The following is a 21,645-nucleotide window of genomic DNA, read 5'->3' on the forward strand; positions in this document are numbered from 1 at the left end:
TTTCTCAGATTGAGTATTCTTCACTTCAGTAACTAAAAATTACGCTTCAGTCAATTACCCTATCTCAAAAGCCCATTTACGCTGTTCTTTTGTCATTAAATTCTATGAATCTATTAATATACATAAAATGACAAAACATTTTTTCCAAAATTATAGAACACTACATCAAGTGTTATTTTTATTGATTATCACAAGTCTCTCATCGTGTGGGAAAGGTGGTGAAAACAATGACGCTTTGGGTGCTCCAAAACCTGAAGTTGATTTTTTTGAAGCCAAATCAGTTACTGGTGAAGTAGAAAAAAAATATCCTGGAATTATTGAAGGAACCGTCAATGTCGATATAAAAGCACAAGTATCCGGATATCTTGAAGCCATCTATGTAAAAGAAGGCGATTATGTAAACAAAGGGCAATCATTATTTAAAATTAAAGGCGATGTATTTGCCGAACAAGTGAATAATAGCCGAGCTGCCTATAAGAATGCATTAGCGAACTTGGCCAATGCAAAGTTGGAAATTGAAAAGATAAAGCCACTTGTAGAAGGAAAAGTATTTTCGGAGATGCAATTGAAAACAGCACAAGCCAATTATGAAGCAGCAGAAGCTCAGGTAGCACAAGCCAAAGCCTTATTAGGATCTTCACAACTTAATGCTGATTTTTCGTTGATTAAAGCGCCAGTAAGCGGTTATATCAGCCGTATACCAAATCGTATTGGAAATTTAGTTACCCCAACAGATGCTGTACCATTGACTATTCTATCTGAAATAGACAATGTGTTTGTATATTTTTCACTTAGCGAATCAGACTATCTCACTTTCATAAAAGATATAAAATCCAATAGTACCGTTAGTTTGATTTTAGCCGATAATAGTTTGTATGAGCACAAAGGAACCTTAGAAGTTGCTAGTGGTAACATAGACCGCTCGACAGGTACAATTGCTTTAAAAGCGATTTTCCCAAACCCTAAAAAATACTTGCGCTCAGGAGGTTCAGCCCGTATTGTGTTGAACAATAGTTTATCCTCAGTGATTACAGTTCCTATGGCAAGTGTGAAAGACATACAAGACAAATTCTTTGTTTATGTTCTGAATAAAGACAATAAAGTGGCGATGGTACCTATTGAGATAGCAGGAAACTCTGGTTCAAATTATTTTGTGAAAAGTGGGGTTAAAGCAGGAGATAAGATTGCCTTAAATAACATTGATGCACTTTATGATGGTTCGGAAGTTGTTCCAAAAGTAGGGCAATGACACTAGACAATAAATAATTTTCTTTTTAATATATAATAACATTTTCCATGTTAAAAAAAATAATAGACAGGCCGGTATTGGCTACAGTTATCTCCATTGTTTTGGTGATATTAGGTATCATAGGTCTTACAAGATTATCGGTAACAAGGTTTCCAGATATTTCTCCGCCAACTGTTATGGTAAGTGGTTCTTATCCGGGAGGGAATAGTGAAACCGTTATCCGTTCGGTAGTAACACCATTGGAAGAACAGATTAATGGAGTAGAGAATATGCAGTACATAAAATCTACTGCAAGTAATGATGGGTCATTTACAATCAGTGTCATCTTTAAGCAAGGCGTTGATCCAGATCAAGCTGCAGTGAATGTACAAAACAGAGTACAACAAGCCACTCCAAAATTACCACAAGAGGTAATCAGAATGGGATTGACAACATCAAAGCAGCAAAATAGTATGATTGTTATTTTCAATCTCTATACAGAAGATAATAATAAATACGATGAATTGTTTTTGCAAAATTATGCCAATATCAATCTTGTACCTCAGATAAAACGTGTTGCAGGTGTAGGACAGGTACAGATTTTTGGAGCGAAAGATTATTCGATGAGAATATGGCTTGATCCACGTAAAATGGCAAATGCGGGCCTGATTCCTTCCGATGTAACTCAAGCTATTGCCGACCAAAGTTTAGAATCTGCTCCAGGTAAACTGGGTGAAGAATCAAAGGCAGCTTTAGAATATGTAATCCGATACAAAGGAAAGAAGAATAAACCTGAACAATATGAAAATATTGTGGTTAAAAATGATGGAAATAATCTGTTACGACTTAAAGATGTTGCTCGAGTAGAATTTGGATCGATATCGTACAATGGTGATAATAAATCAAACGGATTAAATGCCGTAACACTAGCTATTTTACAGACATCAGGTTCAAATGCGAATGATATTGAGATTGGAATCAATAAAGAGATTAAAAGGCTATCCAGATCTTTTCCTCCGGGAGTAAAGTATGTGAATGTAATGAGTACCAAAGAAAGATTGGACGAAGCTACAGGTCAAGTAAAATCAACGCTATTAGAAGCTTTTATTCTGGTATTCATTGTCGTTTTTATTTTCTTACAAGATATTCGTTCCACTATTATTCCTGCAATAGCTGTACCAGTAGCGATTATAGGTACCTTTTTCTTTTTGTTAATACTCGGTTTTACGATTAACATTCTAACGCTTTTTGCATTAGTGCTCGCCATTGGTATTGTGGTCGATGATGCTATTGTCGTAGTTGAGGCAGTACACAGTAAGATGGAAGAAGATTCGAGCCTAACGGCCAAAGAAGCGACCCATAATGCAATGTCGGAAATTACGGGAGCAGTTATTTCCATTACCTTGGTAATGTCGGCAGTGTTCATTCCCATCGGTTTCATGACGGGATCATCGGGAATTTTCTATAAGCAGTTTGCCTATACATTAGCAATTGCAATTATAATATCAGCAGTAAATGCGCTTACACTTACACCTGCTTTGTGTGCGTTACTTCTTAAGAGTAACCATAAGGGAGACTCAGAAGGAAATAGTCATCAAGTAGGATTTAAAGAACGTTTTTTTACAGGATTTAATACTAGTTTCAATAATCTGACAGGTCGATACATTAGTGGCGTTCGCTTTTTAATCAATAGAAAATGGTTGGCAGCAGGATTAGTTACAGGGATTAGTGCGATTGCAATATTCATGATGATTTCCACTCCGAAGAGTTTTGTGCCACTTGAAGATGATGGATTTATGATATACAGTTTATCGATGCCTCCGGGAACAGCCTTAGACCGTACAACGAAAGTAGTAGAGAAGATTGAGAAAAAGCTTGCAACAGTTGAGGCAATTGATAATCATACAAGTATAACAGGATTTAATATTTTGAGTAATAGCTCTAGTGCAGCATACGGTTTAGGATTTATTAAACTAAAGCCGAAGAAAGACAGAGGAGAAATCAAAGATATTGATGCAGTACTGAATACGGTGAGTGGTAAATTATCAGGTATTAAAGAAGGTTCTATCATGGTATTGAGAATGCCACCAGTAGAAGGATTTGGTGTAACAAGTGGAGCTGAAATTGTTCTACAAGATCGAACAGCAAGAAATCCTGCTATATTAAAAGCAATGGCAGATAAAGTAATAGGGCAGATTATGCAGCAACCGGGCGTACAATATGCTTATACCACCTTTAGAGCAGATTATCCACAGCTAGAATTGGAAGTAGATGAAGATAAAGCTCGACAAATGGGTGTGAGCATACGAGAATTGCTAAACAATATACAAACCTATTTTGCAGGAGATCAATCGGCAGATTTTTCAAGATTTGGTAAATTTTATAGAGTAAATGTAAAAGCAGATGGTATTTTCAGAACAGACGAAGATGCCTTCAATGAAATATTTGTACGCAACTCTAAAATGGAAATGGTACCTATAAAATCGATTGTTAAACTACATAAAGTTTATGGGCCAGAATCAGTAGATCGTTATAATTTGTACAATTCTGTAAATATTACAGCCATAGCCTTACCCGGATATAGTAATGGAGAAATTATGGGTACACTAGAAACAGTATTGAATAAACTCCCATCAGATTATAGTTATGAGTGGACAGGATTAAGTCTAGAAGAAAAATCGGGAGGAAGCCAAACGATTGCCATATTTGGACTATGCCTACTTTTTGTTTTCTTTTTGTTGGCTGCACAATACGAAAGCTACTTATTACCACTTGCCGTACTTCTTTCTATACCTACAGGTATATTGGGCGCTTTTGCAGGAATCAAGGCAGTAGGTCTTGATAATAATATCTATGTTCAGGTCGGTTTGATTATGCTTGTTGGACTATTGGCCAAAAATGCAATTTTGATTGTTGAATTTGGACTTCAAAGACGTAATGCAGGCCTATCAATAGTAGATGCGGCTATAGAAGGAGCTAAATCGAGATTGAGACCGATTATCATGACATCCCTCGCCTTTATCGTAGGTATGGTGCCCCTGATGTTTGCTTCTGGTGGAACAGCAGTAGGAAATAGATCCATAAGCGTAAGTGCCGCTATCGGAATGTTGAGTGGTGTAATACTGGGTGTTTTTGTGATTCCGTTACTGTTTATACTCTTTCAATATCTACAGGAAAAAGTAGGCGGTAAGAAAAATACAATTCAAACGATAAAATAAGAATAATGAAAGTTATACATACATTAATAATTTCCGTATTTGCTGGCTTGGTACTGTCATCCTGTGTTGTAGGGAAAAAGTATTCACGTCCTGATTTAAATACACCCGAAAAGTATCGGGAAGAAGTAAGCGTAACAGGAGATACTATTCTGCTTCCATGGAAAAGCTTCTATAAAGATCCTTTATTGGTTGATTTAATAGAAAAAGCATTGGTGAAAAATAATGAGGTATTAGTTGCTATGAAGAGTATGGAGCAATTAGATCTTAATTATAAGCAAGCAAAGTTGTCCTTAGTACCAACTCTTGATTTTGATGCTGGAGGAAGTCGTACGTTTCAATCTAAAAATTCACTGAATGGTTCCTTAAGCGAACAATTTACAGGGAAAAAATATCTAGATGATTACAACGCAAATTTCCGTTTATCTTGGGAAGCCGATATATGGGGGAAAGCAGCAATGCAAAAAAGAGAAGCCAAAGCAAATTACTTCGCACAGAAAGAAAATCTTTCTGCTTTGAAAACTAGAATTATAGTTCAAGTAACTCAAGCTTATTACAATTTATTAGGACTTGATGAAGAACTTAAGATTGCGCAAAAGAATATTAATTTAACAGAAAGTACATTGACTATGATGCAGTTACAGTACGTGTCTGGAACTATTAGTTCACTAGCAGTTCATCAAACTGAAGCACAGAAAAAAACTGCAGAATTATTAATTCCTTTAGCTAAGAGAAATATAGCAATTCAAGAAAATGGGTTACAAATTCTATGTGGAGAATATCCTGATAGTATAAAACGTTCTGGAAGTCTTGTTGAAGTTGAATTTACCTCCGTTTTCCCATCAGGAATTCCTGCCTCACTGTTGAGTAGAAGACCAGATGTTAAAGCAAGCGAATACGCAGTGATGTCTGCCAATGCTAAAACAGGTCTTGCAAAAGCAACGATGTATCCAACATTGAGTATTTCCCCATCGATAGGAGCTACCTCTTTTGAATTTGATACTTGGTTTGATTTTCCAGGATCCATCACCAAAACATTAGCAGCCAATTTGATACAGCCAATTTTCAAAAAACGTTCTTTGCGTACAGCCTATGAAGTTGCTGCTATTGAACAAGAGAAAGCAGTTATTCAATTTAAACAATCATTTATTGTAGCCGTTGGCGAAGTTTCAGATGCTATGTCAAAATTAAAATATGCAGAAGAACGCATGGAATTAGTCCGCCAAAAATCAATTTCATTGGAAAAAGCAACTACTAATGCGATGCTATTATACAAAAGTGGAATGGCCAATTATTTAGAAGTAATCACAGCACAAAATAATGCACTCCAAAATGATCTTGAAGTAATTAATATCAAACTGGAACAGCTCAATGCCTCTACAGATTTGTATCGTGCACTAGGTGGTGGTGTAGAATAAAGACTGAATAAAAAAATGCTCTAGTACAATTGTGCTAGAGCATTTTAATTAGAGATAAGTTCAAATCATTTTTTAGTCGTTTATTTTACTTTCCATCCACTTGTCTTTTGCTGGATATCCCACATTCTATTATAAATACATGGGTGCAGATGCCATGGTAGATAAAATCAATTTATCTTTAGAATTACAAAAGCATAATAAGAACAGTCGTTATATTCTAACGACTGTTCTTTTTCCAGGCAAATCATTTTTTGACCATACCATTTCAATATCTTTTAACTCTACGGTTTCAATGTCTATTTTTAGGATACCATCAGCAACCAACTGGAATAAGCTCGGAAGTATGTCTTTCATGTAGATGGCAAAAGTTTCTCTTGAAATGCTTCCTATACCAGATCCTAATAATTCAATAGGCATACTTCTTAACTGACTGGATGTTAAAGAAATTGTAGCTCCAGCCATTTCACCCACTGTGACAATTTTGATTTTGCGAGGCGTTGTATTTTTAAAAGCTGTTAGGATTAATTCCATAGGATGACCCCATAAGTAATCCAAAACAATATCAATAGGGTTAGTGTTGTGAATAATAGTCAATTGTTCAATAATCGAATTGTAACTATCTTGAAGTGAAATAACTTCATCTGCACCAAGTTCTTTCAACTCTTCTAGAATTTTAGCATTACGGCCCGTGACAATAACTTTTGAAGCACCACGATATCTTGCCATTTGAACGGCAATTTTTCCCGTTACACCAGTAGCGCCATTAATCAATATGACATCTCCCTTTTTGATTTCTGCGCGATAGAGTAATGCCATATCGGAGCCAATCAAGGCATTGGGTAGGGCGGCAGCCGTTTCGAAATCTATTCCATCGGGTAGAATGGTCCAATGATCTTTTTCAACTAATGCTTTTTCGGCAAACATTCCAGTCAGGCCTGAAGCATATATTCGGGTACCATCTTCTAGAATTCCCGTTCCATCGACGCCTACAGCAATTGGGAAATAAGGATATTTTGTATAATGCTTGCCACTTGCTTTGGATTTATCCAATTGCTTTAATGAAGAAGCCTTAACGGTAATTAAAACCTGATTTTCTTGTTGAGGTTCAGGAGTTTCAAAATTTTCGAATTTCGGATTTGTCCCTAAAGTATGTAATATTGCTGCTTTCATAGTCTGAATTTTTATGCAAAGTTCAATGATGGAGCAGTAGTGGACAATAACAATTGTTAATTAAACCTTTCTATTTCTAATTCTACTGAGTGAAACAGAAGTAATTCCTAGATACGAAGCGATATAATGCTGAGGTACACGCTGAAAGATGTGTGGATTTTTTTTAAGTAATTCGATATAACGATCCTGTGGTTTATCTTTTAGGTAAGTTAGAATATGTTTCGAATAATAATAGAAACGATCTAAAATCATCGCATTGAACCATTCTTTAACGAATGTATTTTCTTTTAATAAGGGTACAAAAGATTCTCGTCCTATGACATATAAAGTACAATCTTCAATAGTTTCTAGATTAAAATTACTAGGTTGATTCGTAAGAAGGCTCTCCATAGAGGCAACAATGGTATCTTCAAAAAAGAATTGACTTGTAATATCATTACCATTGTGATTGAGCCACATACGTAAGCAGCCTGATTTTACAATGTAAACTTTGGTTGCTTTTTCGCCTTCTTTTAGTAAAATTGTTTTGGCGCTTACTTGTATTTCTTCTAAACCATGTTCGCTTAAAAGAGTAGTGATTTCAGTAATTGTAGTATTTTTTTCGTTCAATAGACAGGATTAACGAATTATTATTTTAAACCCAATCGAGCTTTTAATTTTAGAAAAATTAAAGCAATGATAAAGGAATCACCTGCGGCGGTATGTCTGTGACTTTTGGAAACTTTAAAAATATCACAAAGCTCATCCAGTGTAATCACAGTATCTTTCATGATGTTTTTCCACTTTTGATACATTAAATCCGTATCAAAAGTTTCATTTTTTAGCTTTCCTAAATCCAATCGTTCCAGAATTTCATTAACCATAGCCACGTCAAAATGCACGTGATGTCCTACCAAAGTAGCATTGCCAATATAATCAAGAAATAAAGTCATTGCTTCTTCCTCAGAGATTTTGGTTTCTTTGCCATTTCGTAAAATACCATGAACAGTTACACCTACAGCATCAAACTTTTCCTGTTCGATATAGATTTCCAAATAATCCTTCACAACAATACTATCCCCTATAATACCAACGGCACCGATAGAAAGTACAACATCATTTTGTACATCTAATCCAGTAGTTTCGGTATCAAAGATTACAAATCGTTTTTCTTCTCCTACTTTTTTATCTTCATTTTCAAAGAGGGAGAGATACTTTTGCCAATAGGGCGGATGCTGTTTATTCTTTAACCAGTCTAACATATTAAGTGAAATAAGTAAGTTGGAAACGGTGCTTGACTAACTCTTGAATATCGTGTATAGGCTGGAAACAATTTTTCAGTTTCACTTTGTCTGTTTTAGATAATTCGTTAAGATTTAGGTAGCGTCCCGAATCATTATTTTTAAAACCTTCTAATGTTCTGAATTTTGATAAAATAATAAAGGCATCGGCACATTCTTGGAACAAATCGGCATGCTGTGGTTCCAAAATAGCCAATTGTTTTAAGCGTAAATAAGTATTATTAATACCCTTTACACCATGACTGATGATTAATATTCGTGCAGCATCAATTAATGGCGTCAAGGCACGAAGTTTAATATCAAAGGTATCTTTGTGTTCGCCATCTGTTTCCACTAGAAATTGTCTGAAGAAACCTAATGGTGGTGGGTTTTTCAAGGCAACATTGGCCAAATAAGCATAGAATTTTTGCTTGTTTTCCATATTGAGGAATATACTTTCCGAAAGCTGATTCATTAAGGCAGTATCTCCGTAAGTATATTCAAAATCAAAGAAAGTACTAGAAGCCAAAGCTCCTTTTTCACCAGGCGTATTGATCCAAACATTGAATTGTTTTTTCCAGTCCGTCAATGATTTGCACCACATAGGGTTGCTGGCTACCATATTGTCTGGAGAAATTTCATAACCTACTTTTTCCAGCGTACGCGTAACTTTTTCAGCTAATCGTAGGAAATAATCTTTTACATCATCATAATTTTCTTCATCAACATCATCAAATACTAAGGCATTATCCTGATCTGTCAATAAGATTTGTTCTTCACGTGCCTGACTACCAAAAGTTAGCCAAGTGAAAAGAGTAGGGGGTGGCCCTAATTTTTCAATAGCCAAATCTATAGCCTGCTTCGTAATTGCCGAATTGATTTCGTTTGTGATATTAGTAATATGCGATAAAGGTATATTTTTTTGTATCGAACTTAGGTTGAATTCCGATAGCTTTTCGCGTATGCGTTTCAAGTCTTTAGACCATAAAGCACGCTTAATCTCTTTGATTAATACACCAGGGTTATTTGCTTGTGCTACAATAACATCATTATCAGTAATGATTCCTTTTATGATTGATTTTGGTGAACCATCGGAAGTAACACATAAGTGTGAAACTTCATTTTTAAGCATCTGTAATTGAGCTTCTGCAACCGATATATTTTCGGGTACAGTGATTACTGGAGAAGTCATTATTTTTTGAACTTCTGCTGTAATTGGAATCATTCCAGTGGCAATTTTTGTACGCAAATCTTTATCGGTAACAATACCGATAGGGAAGTCGTTATTTTGGATTAAAATACTATCAATTTTGTATTGCGTCATCAATTGAGCAATATCTTTTACAATAGCATTAGGTAGTGCTGTAATTGGGTTTTTACTGTATTTGATTGATTGAAAATTCTGAATTTCAGATTGTTTGTCATCAAATAATATGTTACCAGAAATTAATTTACCGCGATTTTCTTTATCATAAGGATTACGCGTATTTGAAGCAAAACTTTCCAGTAAAAAACTAAGCACATCCTTGTTCGTTTCTACGAAAGGATTGAAGGCTACTATAGGAATAGCATATACAATAGTTTCCTCACGAGCCTTAGCAGTCATGAGATAGTTATCTTTTGCAAAGAAAGGTCTCAAACCGAGAATATCACCTTCATCACATTTATCAATTAAAGTTTCTTCGGCATCCGAAGTAACAGATAAACCAATAGCACCATCTTTTACAATGTAAAAACTGTCGTGACAAGGATCATTTATTTGAAATAATGTTTTGTTTTTTTCCAAGTAAATTACTCTAACCTCAATGGCTATTTTAAGTAAATCCGTGTAGTTCAGTGAACTGAATGGCGGGAAATTCTTGATAAAATCGGCAATACGTTCTGCAATAGAATTTTTCATAGTTAGGTATAAAATTCTAAAATTAATAAATTAAAACGTGAGAACGAAATCATATTCTAAGAAATATTTGTTTTTTAAAGAATAGTATAGATCGTTGCCAGATTCATAATACATACAGTATATAATTTGATATAATACAGTGATAATGTCTTTATTTTATCATAAATAGCGCAATATGCTTGTTATATTATGTAAAATAGGAATGAAATTGTTAAGATGAAAAGGATAGATTTTTGATCTATTATTTCGTTTTAAATTTTACTATATTTACATATATTTATATCTTATTTCAGTAACCAATAAACAATACTATATGAAAACTAAAACCAGAATTGCTTTATTAATTGTCGCTTTTATAACAACAACATTTGTAAATGCACAGAAAAAAGAAAGTCCTGCAACAACTGCTACAGGTGTAATTAATGGCGCTAATATTACAATTAATTATGGCAGTCCATCTGTAAAAGAGCGCAAAATATGGGGAACATTAGTTCCTTACAATGAAGTATGGCGTGCTGGTGCGAATGATGCAACTACATTTGAAACGGATAAAAAACTAACTATTGAAGGAAAAGAATTGCCTGCAGGAAAATATGCGTTTTTTATCATCCCAAAAGAAAAAGAATGTGTAATCATTTTTAATAAAGAAGCTAAACAATGGGGTTCTTATAAATATGACGAAAAAAAGGATCAATTGCGTGTTACAGTAAAACAACAAAAATCGGCTGCGTTAAACGAGAAACTTGTTTATAAAGTAGAAAAGAATAAAGTTGTAGTAAGCTGGGAGAATTGGGATATTCCAATCAGTGTAAAATAATATTAAAATACAACATGGTTATGAAGCATTACTCAAAAGGTAATGCTTTTTTTATGATCATTAAATTCTGAGTAGTAATGAGGGTTTAAAATTATCTATTTTACATAATATAAATTATAGAGCAAAATAAGATATACCAAATTCTCTTGATTTTGAGTGAAAAAACAGGCTCAATTTTGAGTTGTATACCTTTATAAAGCCTTTGTGTCTAGCGCTTTGTTAAAATAGTTTGTATTTATACCTATATCATATTGTAATCTGTTTTAAATTTACATAACCAAATCAGAAATTATAAATTAGAAACAGTATGAAAAAAGAATTGTCATTAGAACAACAAGAAGAATTACTTCAGATTTTGAAAACTCGTTTTGAGAAAAACAAAAATCGCCACCAAGATCTTGATTGGACAAATGTGTTAACAAAATTAAAAGCACATCCTGAAAAATTATGGTCACTCAACGAAATGGAAAAAACGGATGGTGAGCCAGATGTTGTTGGATATAATCAGAATACAGATGAATATTTGTTCTTTGATTGTGCTGTGGAAAGTCCTAAAGGGCGAAGAAGTATTTGTTTTGATCAAGAAGCATTGGATTCAAGAAAAGAACATAAACCGAGTAATAGCGCTGTGAAAATGGCAAAAGATATGGGTGTTGCGCTTTTAACAGAAGAACAATATCGATTCCTACAGCAATTCGGGAATTTCGATTTGAAAACCTCAAGCTGGATTGAAACACCTGCAGCGATACGAAAACTTGGTGGTGCACTTTTTTGTGATCGTCGCTATGATACTGTATTTCTGTATCATAATGGTGCAGAATCCTATTATGCTGCCAGAGGATTTCGAGGTTCAGTAAGTGTCTAATTTTGTATAAATGTCGAATAGATATTCAATTTTTCGATAATCTAATATTTCTTTTTATAACATAGATCCCGATTAATTTCGGGATTTTTTTTGTCTGATTATTAACTCCCCTCCTTTCGAATTTGTATCGTTAGATTGCTGTAAATCAATTGTATAGTTTGTAAATTCTTTAATTTGAATACGAATAACTCATTGATTTAGGATTGATTATTGCGGAAGTCGTATTTTTTTAACTAAAAAATTTATTATTATTACAGCATCAATTGTACTTTCACGGTTGAATAAATAAGAAATTAATAACTAAAACTCATTTTACTATGATTACAGCAGAAACACAAAAAAGTTCCAATTGGTTTTCAAAATTTGCGATATGCTTTCTAGCCATCGTTGGTGCTGTCAATTCGTCTCTTACTGTAGTCTTACCGCTTTTACCGGGCAAATTAGCCCAATTTATAAACATGGCAGGAGTATTATCGTTGTTAATTGCTTTGCTCTTTTCTATTATTTTCCCATTTTATTGGCATTACAAAGAGAAAAAAGGAACCTTTAACTCGACAAAGTGTCTTGCTTGGCTTACTATCCTTTTGCGTTATTGGTTGGCATTTCAAATTTCAGTTTATGGATTTGAAAAAATATTTGATGTCAATTTTGCCTATTCTTATCATCTAGATAATTCGTTACTTGATACCTTAACAGGGCAGGAATTAACTTGGAAATATTATGGATATTCTTTTGGCCTATCCTTAATCATTTCTTTATTCCAAATCTTCGGAAGTATATTTCTTTTATTCAGACGTACCGTATTACTGGGAGTCGTTACCCTTTTACCCGTATTCTTTAATATAGTATTGATTAATATTTTTTACAGTATTGGACCTATAACGATCTTCATTTCAATCTTAATAACTTTAGGTTTGACCTATTTGTTGCTTCAACGAAAAAAGGAAGTAATTGCTTTGTTTACACAATACAAAAACACTTTGCCTTCCTTAGGTAGTAAAACATTACGTGCTGTAGCTCGTATATTATGCATCGTAATACCTTGCCTATTTGTAATGTATTATAGTTATGGTGTGCGTCTTTCTGAAAAATATTTTGGAAAATGGAAAGTAGAAACAATGAAACGCAATGGAGAAATAATCGCTGAAAATGCTTGGGAAAAAGACAGTTTGGCTTGGAAAGTGATTTATTTTGAAGAACGAGGAAAACTCTATTATGGTACAAATCCATACATGTATGTAGATAGTACGACTACATTTATGAAGTATTTATATGATGATAAAAAGGATGCTTTGCAAGTGATTTATTATGATAATAACCCTGCAAAACCAGATACTATTCCTGTTCAGATTGAAAAATTTGAAGGTAAATCCATGCAATGGAATATGATTTTAAACAAGGATACAGTACAGATGAATTTAAAGAAAATGGAGTAGTACTATTTTTAGAATACAACAATGGTGCATGGGGGGATTTTGCAGTATAATTTTTATCTTAGCTATAGATTTGAGAATATAATCCCCAAATAAAATAGAATGACACATTTACACCATTTAAACTGCGTAAAAATAGTTTCTCCTATCAACGATAATGTAATAGGACATTGTATATTAATAGAAGATAAAAACGGCTTAGCATTAATAGATACTGGCATTGGGCTGTTGGATATTGAACAGCCTAATGAAAGAATTGGAAAAGAACTTATTGATATCGTAGGATATCATTTTGATGAAGGATCTACAGCCATTCGGCAAATTGAAAAATTAGGACTGAATCCAAACAATGTAACCGATTGTATCATTTCGCATTTGGATAATGATCATATTGGTGGTCTGGCCGATTTCCCAAAAGTAAAAGTTCATGTTGGTGCTGAAGAATATGAGAACTTCAATTCGGGTAATCCACGCTATTTGAAGCAGCCCCTCTCCCACCAGCCTACGGTAAAAACGTACTCAAAATCAACTGAGAAATGGTTTGGTTTTGAAGCGAGAAAAGTAGAAACAAACCTCAAAACCGAAATTTACCTCATTCCATTACCAGGACATACACTAGGACACTGTGGTGTAGCCATTAAGGATGGCCAAAATTGGCTGTTCTACATCGGTGATGCATATTATATGCGAATAGAACTCACAGATACAAATCATCCTGTAAATCAACTCGCTACTATGAGAGCCGATGATAATACGTTACGACTGGAAACACTAGACCGAATTCGTGAATTTATAAATCAACATCCAGAAATAGAAGTATTTGGTTACCATGATTTAGAGGAATTCAATCATTTTGAGCAAAATCAAGTATTCAGTACACTTTAAGTATTCAGTGTTTCTAGACATAAATGTAGACTGAATCCAGCGATGTATGATGAATGATCCTGAAAAAATACCTAAATTTGGAATCATAGCCATAAGAACTCTATAGTATGAATGTAAAAATATCAGCCGAACGAAAAATAAATATTGCAAATACAGACGATGTATACGAAATCATGCAAGAAATATTAATGCGTGAAAATAAACTTCGTCGTGCCCAAGAACATTTTTGGGCCATCGGTATTGATGATCAAAATAGAATACTCTTTATTGAGCTAATAAGCTTAGGCAGCCGAAATCGCGTCAATGTAGACCCACCACAAATGTTTAGAATGGGAATTTACAAGCTGGCTACAAAAATGATTTTGGTCCACAACCATCCTAGCGGAAATCTAAAACCTTCGGATGCCGATAAAAATTTCACAGATCGTATGCTTAAAGCAGGTCGTTTGTTATTGATAGAAGTAATCGATCACATGATTATTTCGGAAACAGGTTACTGTAGTTTTGAAGAATTAGGGTTTATGAACGAATTTCGTAATAATGGTCTCTATGAATTAATCGACCAAAACCAATTAGACCTCAATAAAGCCCGTGCTCTTATTGAAAAAGAAAACATTTTACGTGATAATAATGTTGAAATTGCAAAAAAATTGAAAGGGCTTGGTATGGATAATGCTTCAATAAAAAAAGCGACAGGACTTAGCTTGGCTGATATTAAAGCAATTTAATGAGAAATATTTAGAACTAAATTATAATGCCCAATCGGATAATATTGAAGATTTACTGTATGTGAACTTTACTAATTTTAAAGTACCCGACAGCCAATCCTTGATTTGGGTTAGTCCCAATATTCTTTATTTTAAAGCGATTCATCATAATACAAATACATCCGATTCAAACTATAAAATAGAATATATCAAGTTGCAACTTGTGCATGATTTTTCAAAATAAACTGTTAGGAGATTGTAACGACAATAATTGTGTAATGCTGTTTTTTGAGAATAAAAAGTAAAATAGTTTGATTTCTTATCATAGATCAATGGTGGTCATTTTCAAAAGAATTAATTTTAGACTATTAAATTTTTAAAGTATAAACTAAAAATAATAATTATGAAACAGCTTAAATTGATTACAGTCGTTGTATTGTTTTTGACAACAATGACAGGATTTGCACAACAAACTTGGAAAAATGATCCAATGCATTCCCGATTAGGTTTTACTACTACCCACATGTTGATTTCGGATATCAACGGTATTTTCAAGACTTTTGAGTTAAATATGGTTGCTACAAAAGAGGATTTTAGTGATGCAAAAGTAGAACTCAAAGCAGATATTAGCTCTATAGATACCGAAGTTGAACCACGTGATAATCATTTGAGAAGTCCTGATTTTTTTGATGCAGCACAATACACCACATTGAATTTTAAAAGTACTAGTATTCAGAAAATCAGTAAAGATAAATACAAACTAAAAGGAAATCTAACAATACATAATATTACAAAACCTGTAGAAGTTGAGATGGTTTACCGTGGTACAATAGTAAATCCTAATTCCAATAAAAAAACGGCTGGATTCCAGTTTAAAGGTTTATTAAAACGCTTAGATTTTAATGTAGGAACAACAATGCCAGAAACTTTAATCAGTAATGATGTAAAAATTGCTGCTGATGCAGAATTGATTCTGCAATAATTTAGAATAGAATTTAAATTGAACAACAAAGGATAGCCACGGCTATCCTTTGTTGTTTTTAAGAAGTTGAAAATTTGAGATTTTATCCTTCGAGTATTTTTAATACCTCTTCTCCTACTGCTCCACCCGATTGTGGATTTTGCCCAGTAACTAATCGTTCATCAACGACAGCAAAAGAAGTAAAAGGTTGATTGGCTTTTTGATATTTTGCACCCCTTTTAACCAATTCATTTTCGGTAAGAAAAGGAACATGATCGGCCAATTCTGCCATAATTTCTTCCTGATTGGAGAAACCCGTAAGCTTTTTATCTTTAATTAGAAGATTACCATTGGAAAGTTTGATATTCAATAAACCTACTGCACCATGGCATACTGAGGATACAATACCTCCATTTTCATAAATTTCTGCACTAATTTTTTGAAGATTTGCGTCATCTGGGAAATCCCAAATTACACCATGTCCACCCGAATAATAGATTACGCTATAATCTTTTGGATTAATATCTTTTGGAGTCAGTGCATTAGCAAGTTTAGAACGAAAGACAGGATCTTTATAGTATTTCCAATCTATAGGTAATACACCCGTTTGTAAACTCACAGGGTCTAAAGGGGTGTATCCACCGCGAGGGCTTACAAAATCAACTTCATATCCTTTATTGGCTAGCTTTTCATAGAAATGTACTGCTTCTGCTAACCAAAGTCCAGTAGCACGATCCATATTTGGATATTTTTCTACACTGGTCACAACGATTAATGCTTTCTTTTTGCTCATAGTACTTTTTTTTGGTTAAAAAAATTGAGGGAGAAGTTTCAATGTACGATTTTTATTTTAAATGGATTATAGCTTAATATAAAGTTATAACTTCGTTAATGTTAAGGATTTATTTAATTTTAAGGATATGAAACTAATACAGATAACCGCCATATTGATCTCTATAGCAAGTTTCTTTATATTTTTATTTGGGTTGAATAAACTCATTAAAAAATCACATAGAGAAACAATAGAATTTCCTAACCTGCAAAGTGTTAGTAGAGAGTTTGCGTTGAATAAACCCGGGAATTATATGGTCTTGATTACGGGGAAACGCTGGAGTAAATTCCCATTGTTTACTATTATTGTTACGGATAGTGATGGTAAAAATTGCGTGGTTAAATCAAATGTTCAGGCCAAAGAACAAACCTTGAAAAACATGACTATTGATTTGTTTCATTTTAAAGCACCTAGTACAGGGAAATATTCCATTCAAGTAACTTCAGGAGAATTTTCATTTTATCATAATAAATTAAATTCGACTCCAAAGTACAATCCAGACGACTACAAATTATTAATTAGAGAGTCTTATGGATTTTCCCATGTACTGTATATAATTGCTGTTATTTTAGGATTTATACTCATGATATTTGGAATATTATTTTCTATAAAACCAGAGATTTTAGAGAGATTATTGTATTAATTATAGGCGTAATAATGCATAAATAGTTTAATGAATATTAATAGAATATAATTAGAAATGAGAATACAAGAGAGATTAAAAATTCATAATAAAACTAGCTCCTACTTGTTGTCCATTATAAAAAGGAGCAATCATAGCTGCTGATTTTTTATTTTCAGAGTTGAATATTTTATCTTGTATAAATGGATAAATCCAATAGGCTATTTTAGTACTCAATATACCGATTCCTGCTCCTGCTACTACATCTGTAAACCAGTGACGATCATTGTAGATTCGGAATAACCCAGTTCCAGTAGCTACTAAATATCCTGAAATTCCATACCATATGGATACATCTTTATATTCCTGCCATAAGAACTCTGCTCCAGCAAATGCATTGGCTGCATGACCTGAGGGAAAAGAATTTTTGGCACTTCCATCAGGGCGTTCTATTTTAGTTAATGATTTCAAACTTAGAACAGTACCACCAACAATTAATGTAGATATAGCGAGAATTATAGTTCTGTCTTTGAAGTTGTTTTTCCCTTTTATTCCCATTGTATTTAAGGCATAGACGGATAAGGCAGTTGCATATTGACTAAAATCGTCAATGGTTATCTTTTTATCAATATGTTCGTTAACTTCTTCTTTAATTCCACTGTTAATTCTCTTTAATCCGTCACTTTCAATTCCTATTACACCATATCCAATTAGTACAGCAGGAATAATTAATTGTTTATAATTGAATTTCAATTGATCAGGATTGACTTTAACAGAAAGTGTATCAGTTGTAATTTCTTGAGCTTGCACAGTCAAAAAATTACATAGGATAAAAACAATCATTACTTTTTTAATTACCATGGTTTTGAGTTTATGAAATGAATGAATCATTTTTAATTATACCATGATTAACGCCTTAATATTTTTAAAATTGGAGTAAGAGTTTTGATTTAAGTGAATCTTAAGAATGCATTTTAAAAAATTAAAGAGCTGATTTTAAAAGTATACTAAAACAAAAATCCCGATTGCAATTTATACAATCGGGATTTTAAACAAAAAAACATTTTAATTATAAAATCTATATGATTTAGTCTTTTAGTATTTTTTTAGTTACTGAACCTTGGTCAGAATTAATGGTTAAGATGTAAGCTCCTTTAGCTAAATCTGCAACATTAATTTGAATTTGATTTGCAACTCCATTGTAATTGTTTTGTTTTACAATACGACCATTTAAGTCAGTGATGCTAATATTTTTAACTTCAGCATTTATTGTATTTGTTAAGTTCAATACATCTTTCGCAGGGTTTGGATATACGGCAAACTTATTAGCTAAGAAATCATCAGTCCCTAATGTTGTAGCAGTAACTTTGAAATCGTCAATTAATAATGCAAATTGGTCATTAGAAATACAGTTAATTGAGATATATACATTTTGACCTGCATATGTATCTAAGTTGTAAGTATATTGTGTCCAAGCTGCCGTAGTTTGTACATAAGGTGCAGGAGAAACTACTGTAAAATTTGTAGTAGCCGTACCCGTTGTAGAAACACCAACTTTGAAACGCTCATCAGGATAATTTCCCGCAGCAGATTTAGCCCAAAAAGTAAGAGAATTTCCTGCAGTTCCTAATTGAATTTGCGGTGAAATTAACCAATCATTATTTGGTCCTTGTGCAGGTGATTGTCCGTCTACAACAGCATTAAAGCAAGCAATAACTTTATCTCCCGTATGAGCAGCCCATGCCTCATTAACCATTGGAGCTGTTGCTGATCTATTGAAAATAATAAATGAACCCGTGTATCCAGAATTTTCAAAAACAACCGGTACAGGTGGTGTTCCAACTTCGATACCATAAGTTGCAGCCCCATCAATATCAGTTAAAGTCCATGTTCCAATATTTGCAATAGCAAAATTGTTGTAAGTCTCAAAACTATCTTCGAAGATAGTGGTTTGTGCGTTTGCAGCTCCTACTGTTCCTAGTAATAAGCTCGCGAAAAGTAATTTTTTGTACATAATTTATTATTGGTTTATAGTTTGTTATTTCCAAAAATAAGATATATGTTAATAAAATACGATACTTTTTGTGTTAAATTTTAACTTAATGTGCTTAAATTGTTTGTTTTATATATATAAACTACTTTTTTTTAATTAAATGATGATTTCTTTTTTGATAGAACTATTTTGTGTTTTTAAATATAAAAAGAGCCGTATGACTAGTCATACAGCTCTTTTACAAAAATATATATTTTTAAGATTTTATCTTAATGTCTTATTCAATAAGAAGTAATCAGCAATGACAATTGCTGCCATCGCTTCGACGATTGGTACTGCACGGGGAACTACACAAGGATCATGGCGCCCTTTTCCAGTCATTTTAACGAGATTACCTTCTCGGTCTATTGTTTCTTGTTCTTGCATAATCGTTGCTACGGGCTTAAAAGCTACTCTGAAATAGATATCCATTCCATTACTTATTCCCCCTTGAATTCCACCTGATAGGTTTGATTTAGTAGTACCGTCCGCATTATAAAGGTCATTGTGTTCACTTCCTTTCATCTTTGCTCCGCAAAATCCACTACCATATTCAAAACCTTTTACAGCATTAATAGACAGCATTGCTTTTCCTAACTCAGCATGTAATTTATCAAACACAGGCTCACCAAGTCCAATAGGCACATTTTGAATGACACAAGTAACGGTTCCTCCTACTGTATCTCCTTGTTTCCTGATTTCACGAATATAGGCTTCCATCTTTTCTGCTGAGGCAGCATCTGGACAGCGCACTGGGTTACTTTCTGTTAAAGAGAAGTCAAGATCTTGATAGGGTTTATCTATAAATATGTCCCCAACTGAGGATACAAATGCATTAATCTTTATCTCTGGGAGCATTTGTTTTGCAATAGCACCTGCTGCTACTCTACTAGCTGTTTCTCTAGCAGAACTTCTTCCGCCACCACGATAATCACGAATTCCATATTTTTGTTCATATACATAGTCGGCATGACTAGGGCGATAACTATCTTTGATATGAGAATAATCATCCGATTTTTGATTGGTATTTGGGATGATAAATCCTATAGAAGTACCCGTAGTTTTTCCTTCAAAAATACCAGATAAAAACTGTACTTCATCGGATTCTTTACGTTGTGTAACAATGGCTGATTGCCCTGGTTTTCTTCTGGACATTTCATATTGTACTGCTTCCAAATCAATGGAAATTCCTGGAGGACAACCATCTATAACTCCACCTAAAGCTTCACCATGTGATTCTCCAAATGTGGTAATTTTAAATAGGTTCCCGAAGCTATTGCCTGCCATATAGTAGTCTTTTGAACAAAGATAAGGCTTCTGGATTAGATTTGAAAATTTAGCTTTTTGAATGTAAAGCCGTGAAAACACAATTTGTTAATACGTTTAATGTAAAATCAAACGTTAATTTAATCTTCAATTAAAACTAGAATTACCTTGTTTTTGTTTATTTGAGAAACATAAAAGCTATTCACATTGAAAAAGAGGATCGTTGACCTAGTCGTTATTTCCGATGTGCATTTAGGCACTTTTGGTTGCCATGCTAAAGAATTGGGGCATTATTTATCAACTATAAAACCGAAAACACTTGTGCTCAATGGTGATATTATTGATATATGGCAATTCAGAAAATCATATTTTCCTAAATCACATTTAAAGGTAATAAAAAAGTTAATAGACTTTGCTTCGAAAGGAACTAAGGTTTATTATATCACTGGTAACCATGATGAAATGCTACGTAAATTTAGCGATGCTACAATTGGTAATTTTTCTATTGTGGACAAACTGGTTTTAGAATTGGATGATAAAAAAGCATGGATATTTCATGGTGATGTATTTGATGCTTCAGTGCAACACGCTAAATGGATTGCAAAATTAGGTGGATATGGCTATGATTTTTTAATTGTATTCAATCGATTCATAAATTGGTTATTGGTGAGAATGGGAAAAGAGCCTTACTCCTTCTCTAAAAAAATTAAATCGAGTGTAAAATCAGCGGTAAAATTTATAACTGATTTTGAAAAAGTTGCAACAGATTTAGCTATAGAAAATAAATATGATTATGTGATTTGCGGTCACATACATGAACCAAAAATTATTCGAAAATCTAATAAAAATGGATCAACGATGTATTTGAATTCTGGGGATTGGGTAGAAAACCTTACTGCATTGGAATACAATAAGAAACGATGGAAACTGTATGATTATGCCAGTCATAATATGGAAGTTGAAGAAGATTATTTGGAAATGGAAACAAAATTAAGTCAGCAATTAATAGCGTCCCTAGTTTTCACCAAATAAAAG

General features: G+C 33.5%; 19 protein-coding genes. 11 read left to right on the top strand and 8 right to left on the bottom strand.

Annotated features, from left to right (window positions below; all coding sequences use genetic code 11):
* Positions 1-127: 127 nt before the first annotated feature.
* From P6733_RS03285 to P6733_RS03295, 3 genes are read left to right on the top strand one after another with little or no spacing between them, the layout of a single operon-like run.
* Entirely contained in the window at positions 128-1,249 is a 1,122-nt protein-coding gene (locus P6733_RS03285) for an efflux RND transporter periplasmic adaptor subunit (RefSeq protein ID WP_306350176.1), read from the top strand.
* 47 nt (positions 1,250-1,296) lie between these two features.
* Positions 1,297-4,446 (top strand): efflux RND transporter permease subunit, encoded by a 3,150-nt coding sequence (locus tag P6733_RS03290; RefSeq protein ID WP_306350177.1) that lies wholly within the window; start codon positions 1,297-1,299, stop codon positions 4,444-4,446.
* A 5-nt stretch (positions 4,447-4,451) separates the two neighbouring features.
* Complete coding sequence (locus P6733_RS03295) at positions 4,452-5,861, top strand: TolC family protein (protein ID WP_306350178.1); 1,410 nt, start codon at positions 4,452-4,454, stop codon at positions 5,859-5,861.
* Positions 5,862-6,071: 210 nt separating this feature from the next.
* Here P6733_RS03295 and P6733_RS03300 read toward each other — a convergent pair whose 3' ends face one another.
* Genes P6733_RS03300 through P6733_RS03315 form a run of 4 tightly spaced genes read right to left on the bottom strand, consistent with a single transcriptional unit; the run spans position 6,072 to position 10,190 of the window.
* Positions 6,072-7,031 (bottom strand): quinone oxidoreductase family protein, encoded by a 960-nt coding sequence (locus P6733_RS03300; RefSeq protein ID WP_306350179.1) that lies wholly within the window; start codon positions 7,029-7,031, stop codon positions 6,072-6,074.
* A gap of 60 nt (positions 7,032-7,091) precedes the next feature.
* Positions 7,092-7,640, bottom strand: coding sequence for a Crp/Fnr family transcriptional regulator (locus tag P6733_RS03305; RefSeq protein WP_306350180.1), 549 nt, complete (start codon positions 7,638-7,640; stop codon positions 7,092-7,094).
* Positions 7,641-7,660: 20 nt separating this feature from the next.
* Positions 7,661-8,272 carry an exonuclease domain-containing protein gene (locus P6733_RS03310; protein WP_306350181.1) on the bottom strand — a complete coding sequence of 204 codons (612 nt, stop codon included), beginning with the start codon at positions 8,270-8,272 and terminating at the stop codon, positions 7,661-7,663.
* Between the two features lies 1 nt (position 8,273).
* Positions 8,274-10,190, bottom strand: a complete 1,917-nt coding sequence (locus tag P6733_RS03315; protein ID WP_306350182.1) for a DUF294 nucleotidyltransferase-like domain-containing protein — start codon at positions 10,188-10,190, stop codon at positions 8,274-8,276.
* Between the two features lie 313 nt (positions 10,191-10,503).
* Here P6733_RS03315 and P6733_RS03320 point away from each other — a divergent pair, with 313 nt between their 5' ends.
* From P6733_RS03320 to P6733_RS03345, 6 genes are all read left to right on the top strand, one after another.
* Entirely contained in the window at positions 10,504-11,007 is a 504-nt protein-coding gene (locus tag P6733_RS03320) for a DUF2911 domain-containing protein (protein ID WP_306350183.1), read from the top strand.
* Between the two features lie 307 nt (positions 11,008-11,314).
* Positions 11,315-11,872 carry a DUF4256 domain-containing protein gene (locus P6733_RS03325; protein WP_306350184.1) on the top strand — a complete coding sequence of 186 codons (558 nt, stop codon included), beginning with the start codon at positions 11,315-11,317 and terminating at the stop codon, positions 11,870-11,872.
* A gap of 317 nt (positions 11,873-12,189) precedes the next feature.
* Positions 12,190-13,308, top strand: a complete 1,119-nt coding sequence (locus tag P6733_RS03330; protein ID WP_306350185.1) for a hypothetical protein — start codon at positions 12,190-12,192, stop codon at positions 13,306-13,308.
* Between the two features lie 99 nt (positions 13,309-13,407).
* The gene (locus P6733_RS03335; protein ID WP_306350186.1) at positions 13,408-14,190 is read left to right on the top strand and encodes an MBL fold metallo-hydrolase; all 783 of its coding nucleotides are present in this window, start codon (positions 13,408-13,410) and stop codon (positions 14,188-14,190) included.
* A 107-nt stretch (positions 14,191-14,297) separates the two neighbouring features.
* Complete coding sequence (locus tag P6733_RS03340; protein ID WP_306350187.1) at positions 14,298-14,918, top strand: JAB domain-containing protein; 621 nt, start codon at positions 14,298-14,300, stop codon at positions 14,916-14,918.
* A 382-nt stretch (positions 14,919-15,300) separates the two neighbouring features.
* Positions 15,301-15,879 carry a YceI family protein gene (locus tag P6733_RS03345; protein ID WP_306350188.1) on the top strand — a complete coding sequence of 193 codons (579 nt, stop codon included), beginning with the start codon at positions 15,301-15,303 and terminating at the stop codon, positions 15,877-15,879.
* Between the two features lie 82 nt (positions 15,880-15,961).
* On the opposite strand, the gene P6733_RS03350 is transcribed toward P6733_RS03345, so the two are convergent.
* Positions 15,962-16,651, bottom strand: coding sequence for a type 1 glutamine amidotransferase domain-containing protein (locus P6733_RS03350; RefSeq protein ID WP_306350189.1), 690 nt, complete (start codon positions 16,649-16,651; stop codon positions 15,962-15,964).
* A 127-nt stretch (positions 16,652-16,778) separates the two neighbouring features.
* Between P6733_RS03350 and P6733_RS03355 the strand changes: the two genes are divergently transcribed.
* Positions 16,779-17,333 carry a hypothetical protein gene (locus tag P6733_RS03355; protein WP_306350190.1) on the top strand — a complete coding sequence of 185 codons (555 nt, stop codon included), beginning with the start codon at positions 16,779-16,781 and terminating at the stop codon, positions 17,331-17,333.
* A 75-nt stretch (positions 17,334-17,408) separates the two neighbouring features.
* Here the strand turns inward: P6733_RS03355 and P6733_RS03360 are convergent, their stop codons facing one another.
* From P6733_RS03360 to aroC, 3 genes are all read right to left on the bottom strand, one after another.
* The gene (locus P6733_RS03360) at positions 17,409-18,173 is read right to left on the bottom strand and encodes a phosphatase PAP2 family protein (RefSeq protein WP_306350191.1); all 765 of its coding nucleotides are present in this window, start codon (positions 18,171-18,173) and stop codon (positions 17,409-17,411) included.
* A gap of 226 nt (positions 18,174-18,399) precedes the next feature.
* Complete coding sequence (locus P6733_RS03365; protein WP_306350192.1) at positions 18,400-19,326, bottom strand: T9SS-dependent choice-of-anchor J family protein; 927 nt, start codon at positions 19,324-19,326, stop codon at positions 18,400-18,402.
* 243 nt (positions 19,327-19,569) lie between these two features.
* Positions 19,570-20,631, bottom strand: coding sequence for a chorismate synthase (gene aroC, locus P6733_RS03370; protein WP_306350193.1), 1,062 nt, complete (start codon positions 20,629-20,631; stop codon positions 19,570-19,572).
* 186 nt (positions 20,632-20,817) lie between these two features.
* Here aroC and P6733_RS03375 point away from each other — a divergent pair, with 186 nt between their 5' ends.
* Positions 20,818-21,642: a UDP-2,3-diacylglucosamine diphosphatase gene (locus P6733_RS03375; RefSeq protein ID WP_306350194.1), complete on the top strand. Its 825-nt coding sequence runs from the start codon at positions 20,818-20,820 to the stop codon at positions 21,640-21,642.
* Positions 21,643-21,645 lie beyond the last annotated feature (3 nt).

It is taken from the genome of Flavobacterium aerium, from assembly GCF_030766725.1.
Classification (GTDB): domain Bacteria; phylum Bacteroidota; class Bacteroidia; order Flavobacteriales; family Flavobacteriaceae; genus Flavobacterium; species Flavobacterium aerium.

Bases quoted from the DNA above. Each gene is read 5' to 3' on its own strand.
- P6733_RS03290 (WP_306350177.1), top strand. From the start codon at position 1,297: ATGTTAAAAAAAATAATAGACAGGCCGGTATTGGCTACAGTTATCTCC.
- P6733_RS03300 (WP_306350179.1), bottom strand. From the start codon at position 7,031: ATGAAAGCAGCAATATTACATACTTTAGGGACAAATCCGAAATTCGAA.
- P6733_RS03330 (WP_306350185.1), top strand. From the start codon at position 12,190: ATGATTACAGCAGAAACACAAAAAAGTTCCAATTGGTTTTCAAAATTT.
- P6733_RS03315 (WP_306350182.1), bottom strand. From the start codon at position 10,190: ATGAAAAATTCTATTGCAGAACGTATTGCCGATTTTATCAAGAATTTC.
- P6733_RS03355 (WP_306350190.1), top strand. From the start codon at position 16,779: ATGAAACTAATACAGATAACCGCCATATTGATCTCTATAGCAAGTTTC.
- P6733_RS03335 (WP_306350186.1), top strand. From the start codon at position 13,408: ATGACACATTTACACCATTTAAACTGCGTAAAAATAGTTTCTCCTATC.
- P6733_RS03285 (WP_306350176.1), top strand. From the start codon at position 128: ATGACAAAACATTTTTTCCAAAATTATAGAACACTACATCAAGTGTTA.
- aroC (WP_306350193.1), bottom strand. From the start codon at position 20,631: ATGGCAGGCAATAGCTTCGGGAACCTATTTAAAATTACCACATTTGGA.
- P6733_RS03325 (WP_306350184.1), top strand. From the start codon at position 11,315: ATGAAAAAAGAATTGTCATTAGAACAACAAGAAGAATTACTTCAGATT.
- P6733_RS03345 (WP_306350188.1), top strand. From the start codon at position 15,301: ATGAAACAGCTTAAATTGATTACAGTCGTTGTATTGTTTTTGACAACA.
- P6733_RS03310 (WP_306350181.1), bottom strand. From the start codon at position 8,272: ATGTTAGACTGGTTAAAGAATAAACAGCATCCGCCCTATTGGCAAAAG.
- P6733_RS03350 (WP_306350189.1), bottom strand. From the start codon at position 16,651: ATGAGCAAAAAGAAAGCATTAATCGTTGTGACCAGTGTAGAAAAATAT.
- P6733_RS03365 (WP_306350192.1), bottom strand. From the start codon at position 19,326: ATGTACAAAAAATTACTTTTCGCGAGCTTATTACTAGGAACAGTAGGA.
- P6733_RS03320 (WP_306350183.1), top strand. From the start codon at position 10,504: ATGAAAACTAAAACCAGAATTGCTTTATTAATTGTCGCTTTTATAACA.
- P6733_RS03360 (WP_306350191.1), bottom strand. From the start codon at position 18,173: ATGGTAATTAAAAAAGTAATGATTGTTTTTATCCTATGTAATTTTTTG.
- P6733_RS03295 (WP_306350178.1), top strand. From the start codon at position 4,452: ATGAAAGTTATACATACATTAATAATTTCCGTATTTGCTGGCTTGGTA.
- P6733_RS03340 (WP_306350187.1), top strand. From the start codon at position 14,298: ATGAATGTAAAAATATCAGCCGAACGAAAAATAAATATTGCAAATACA.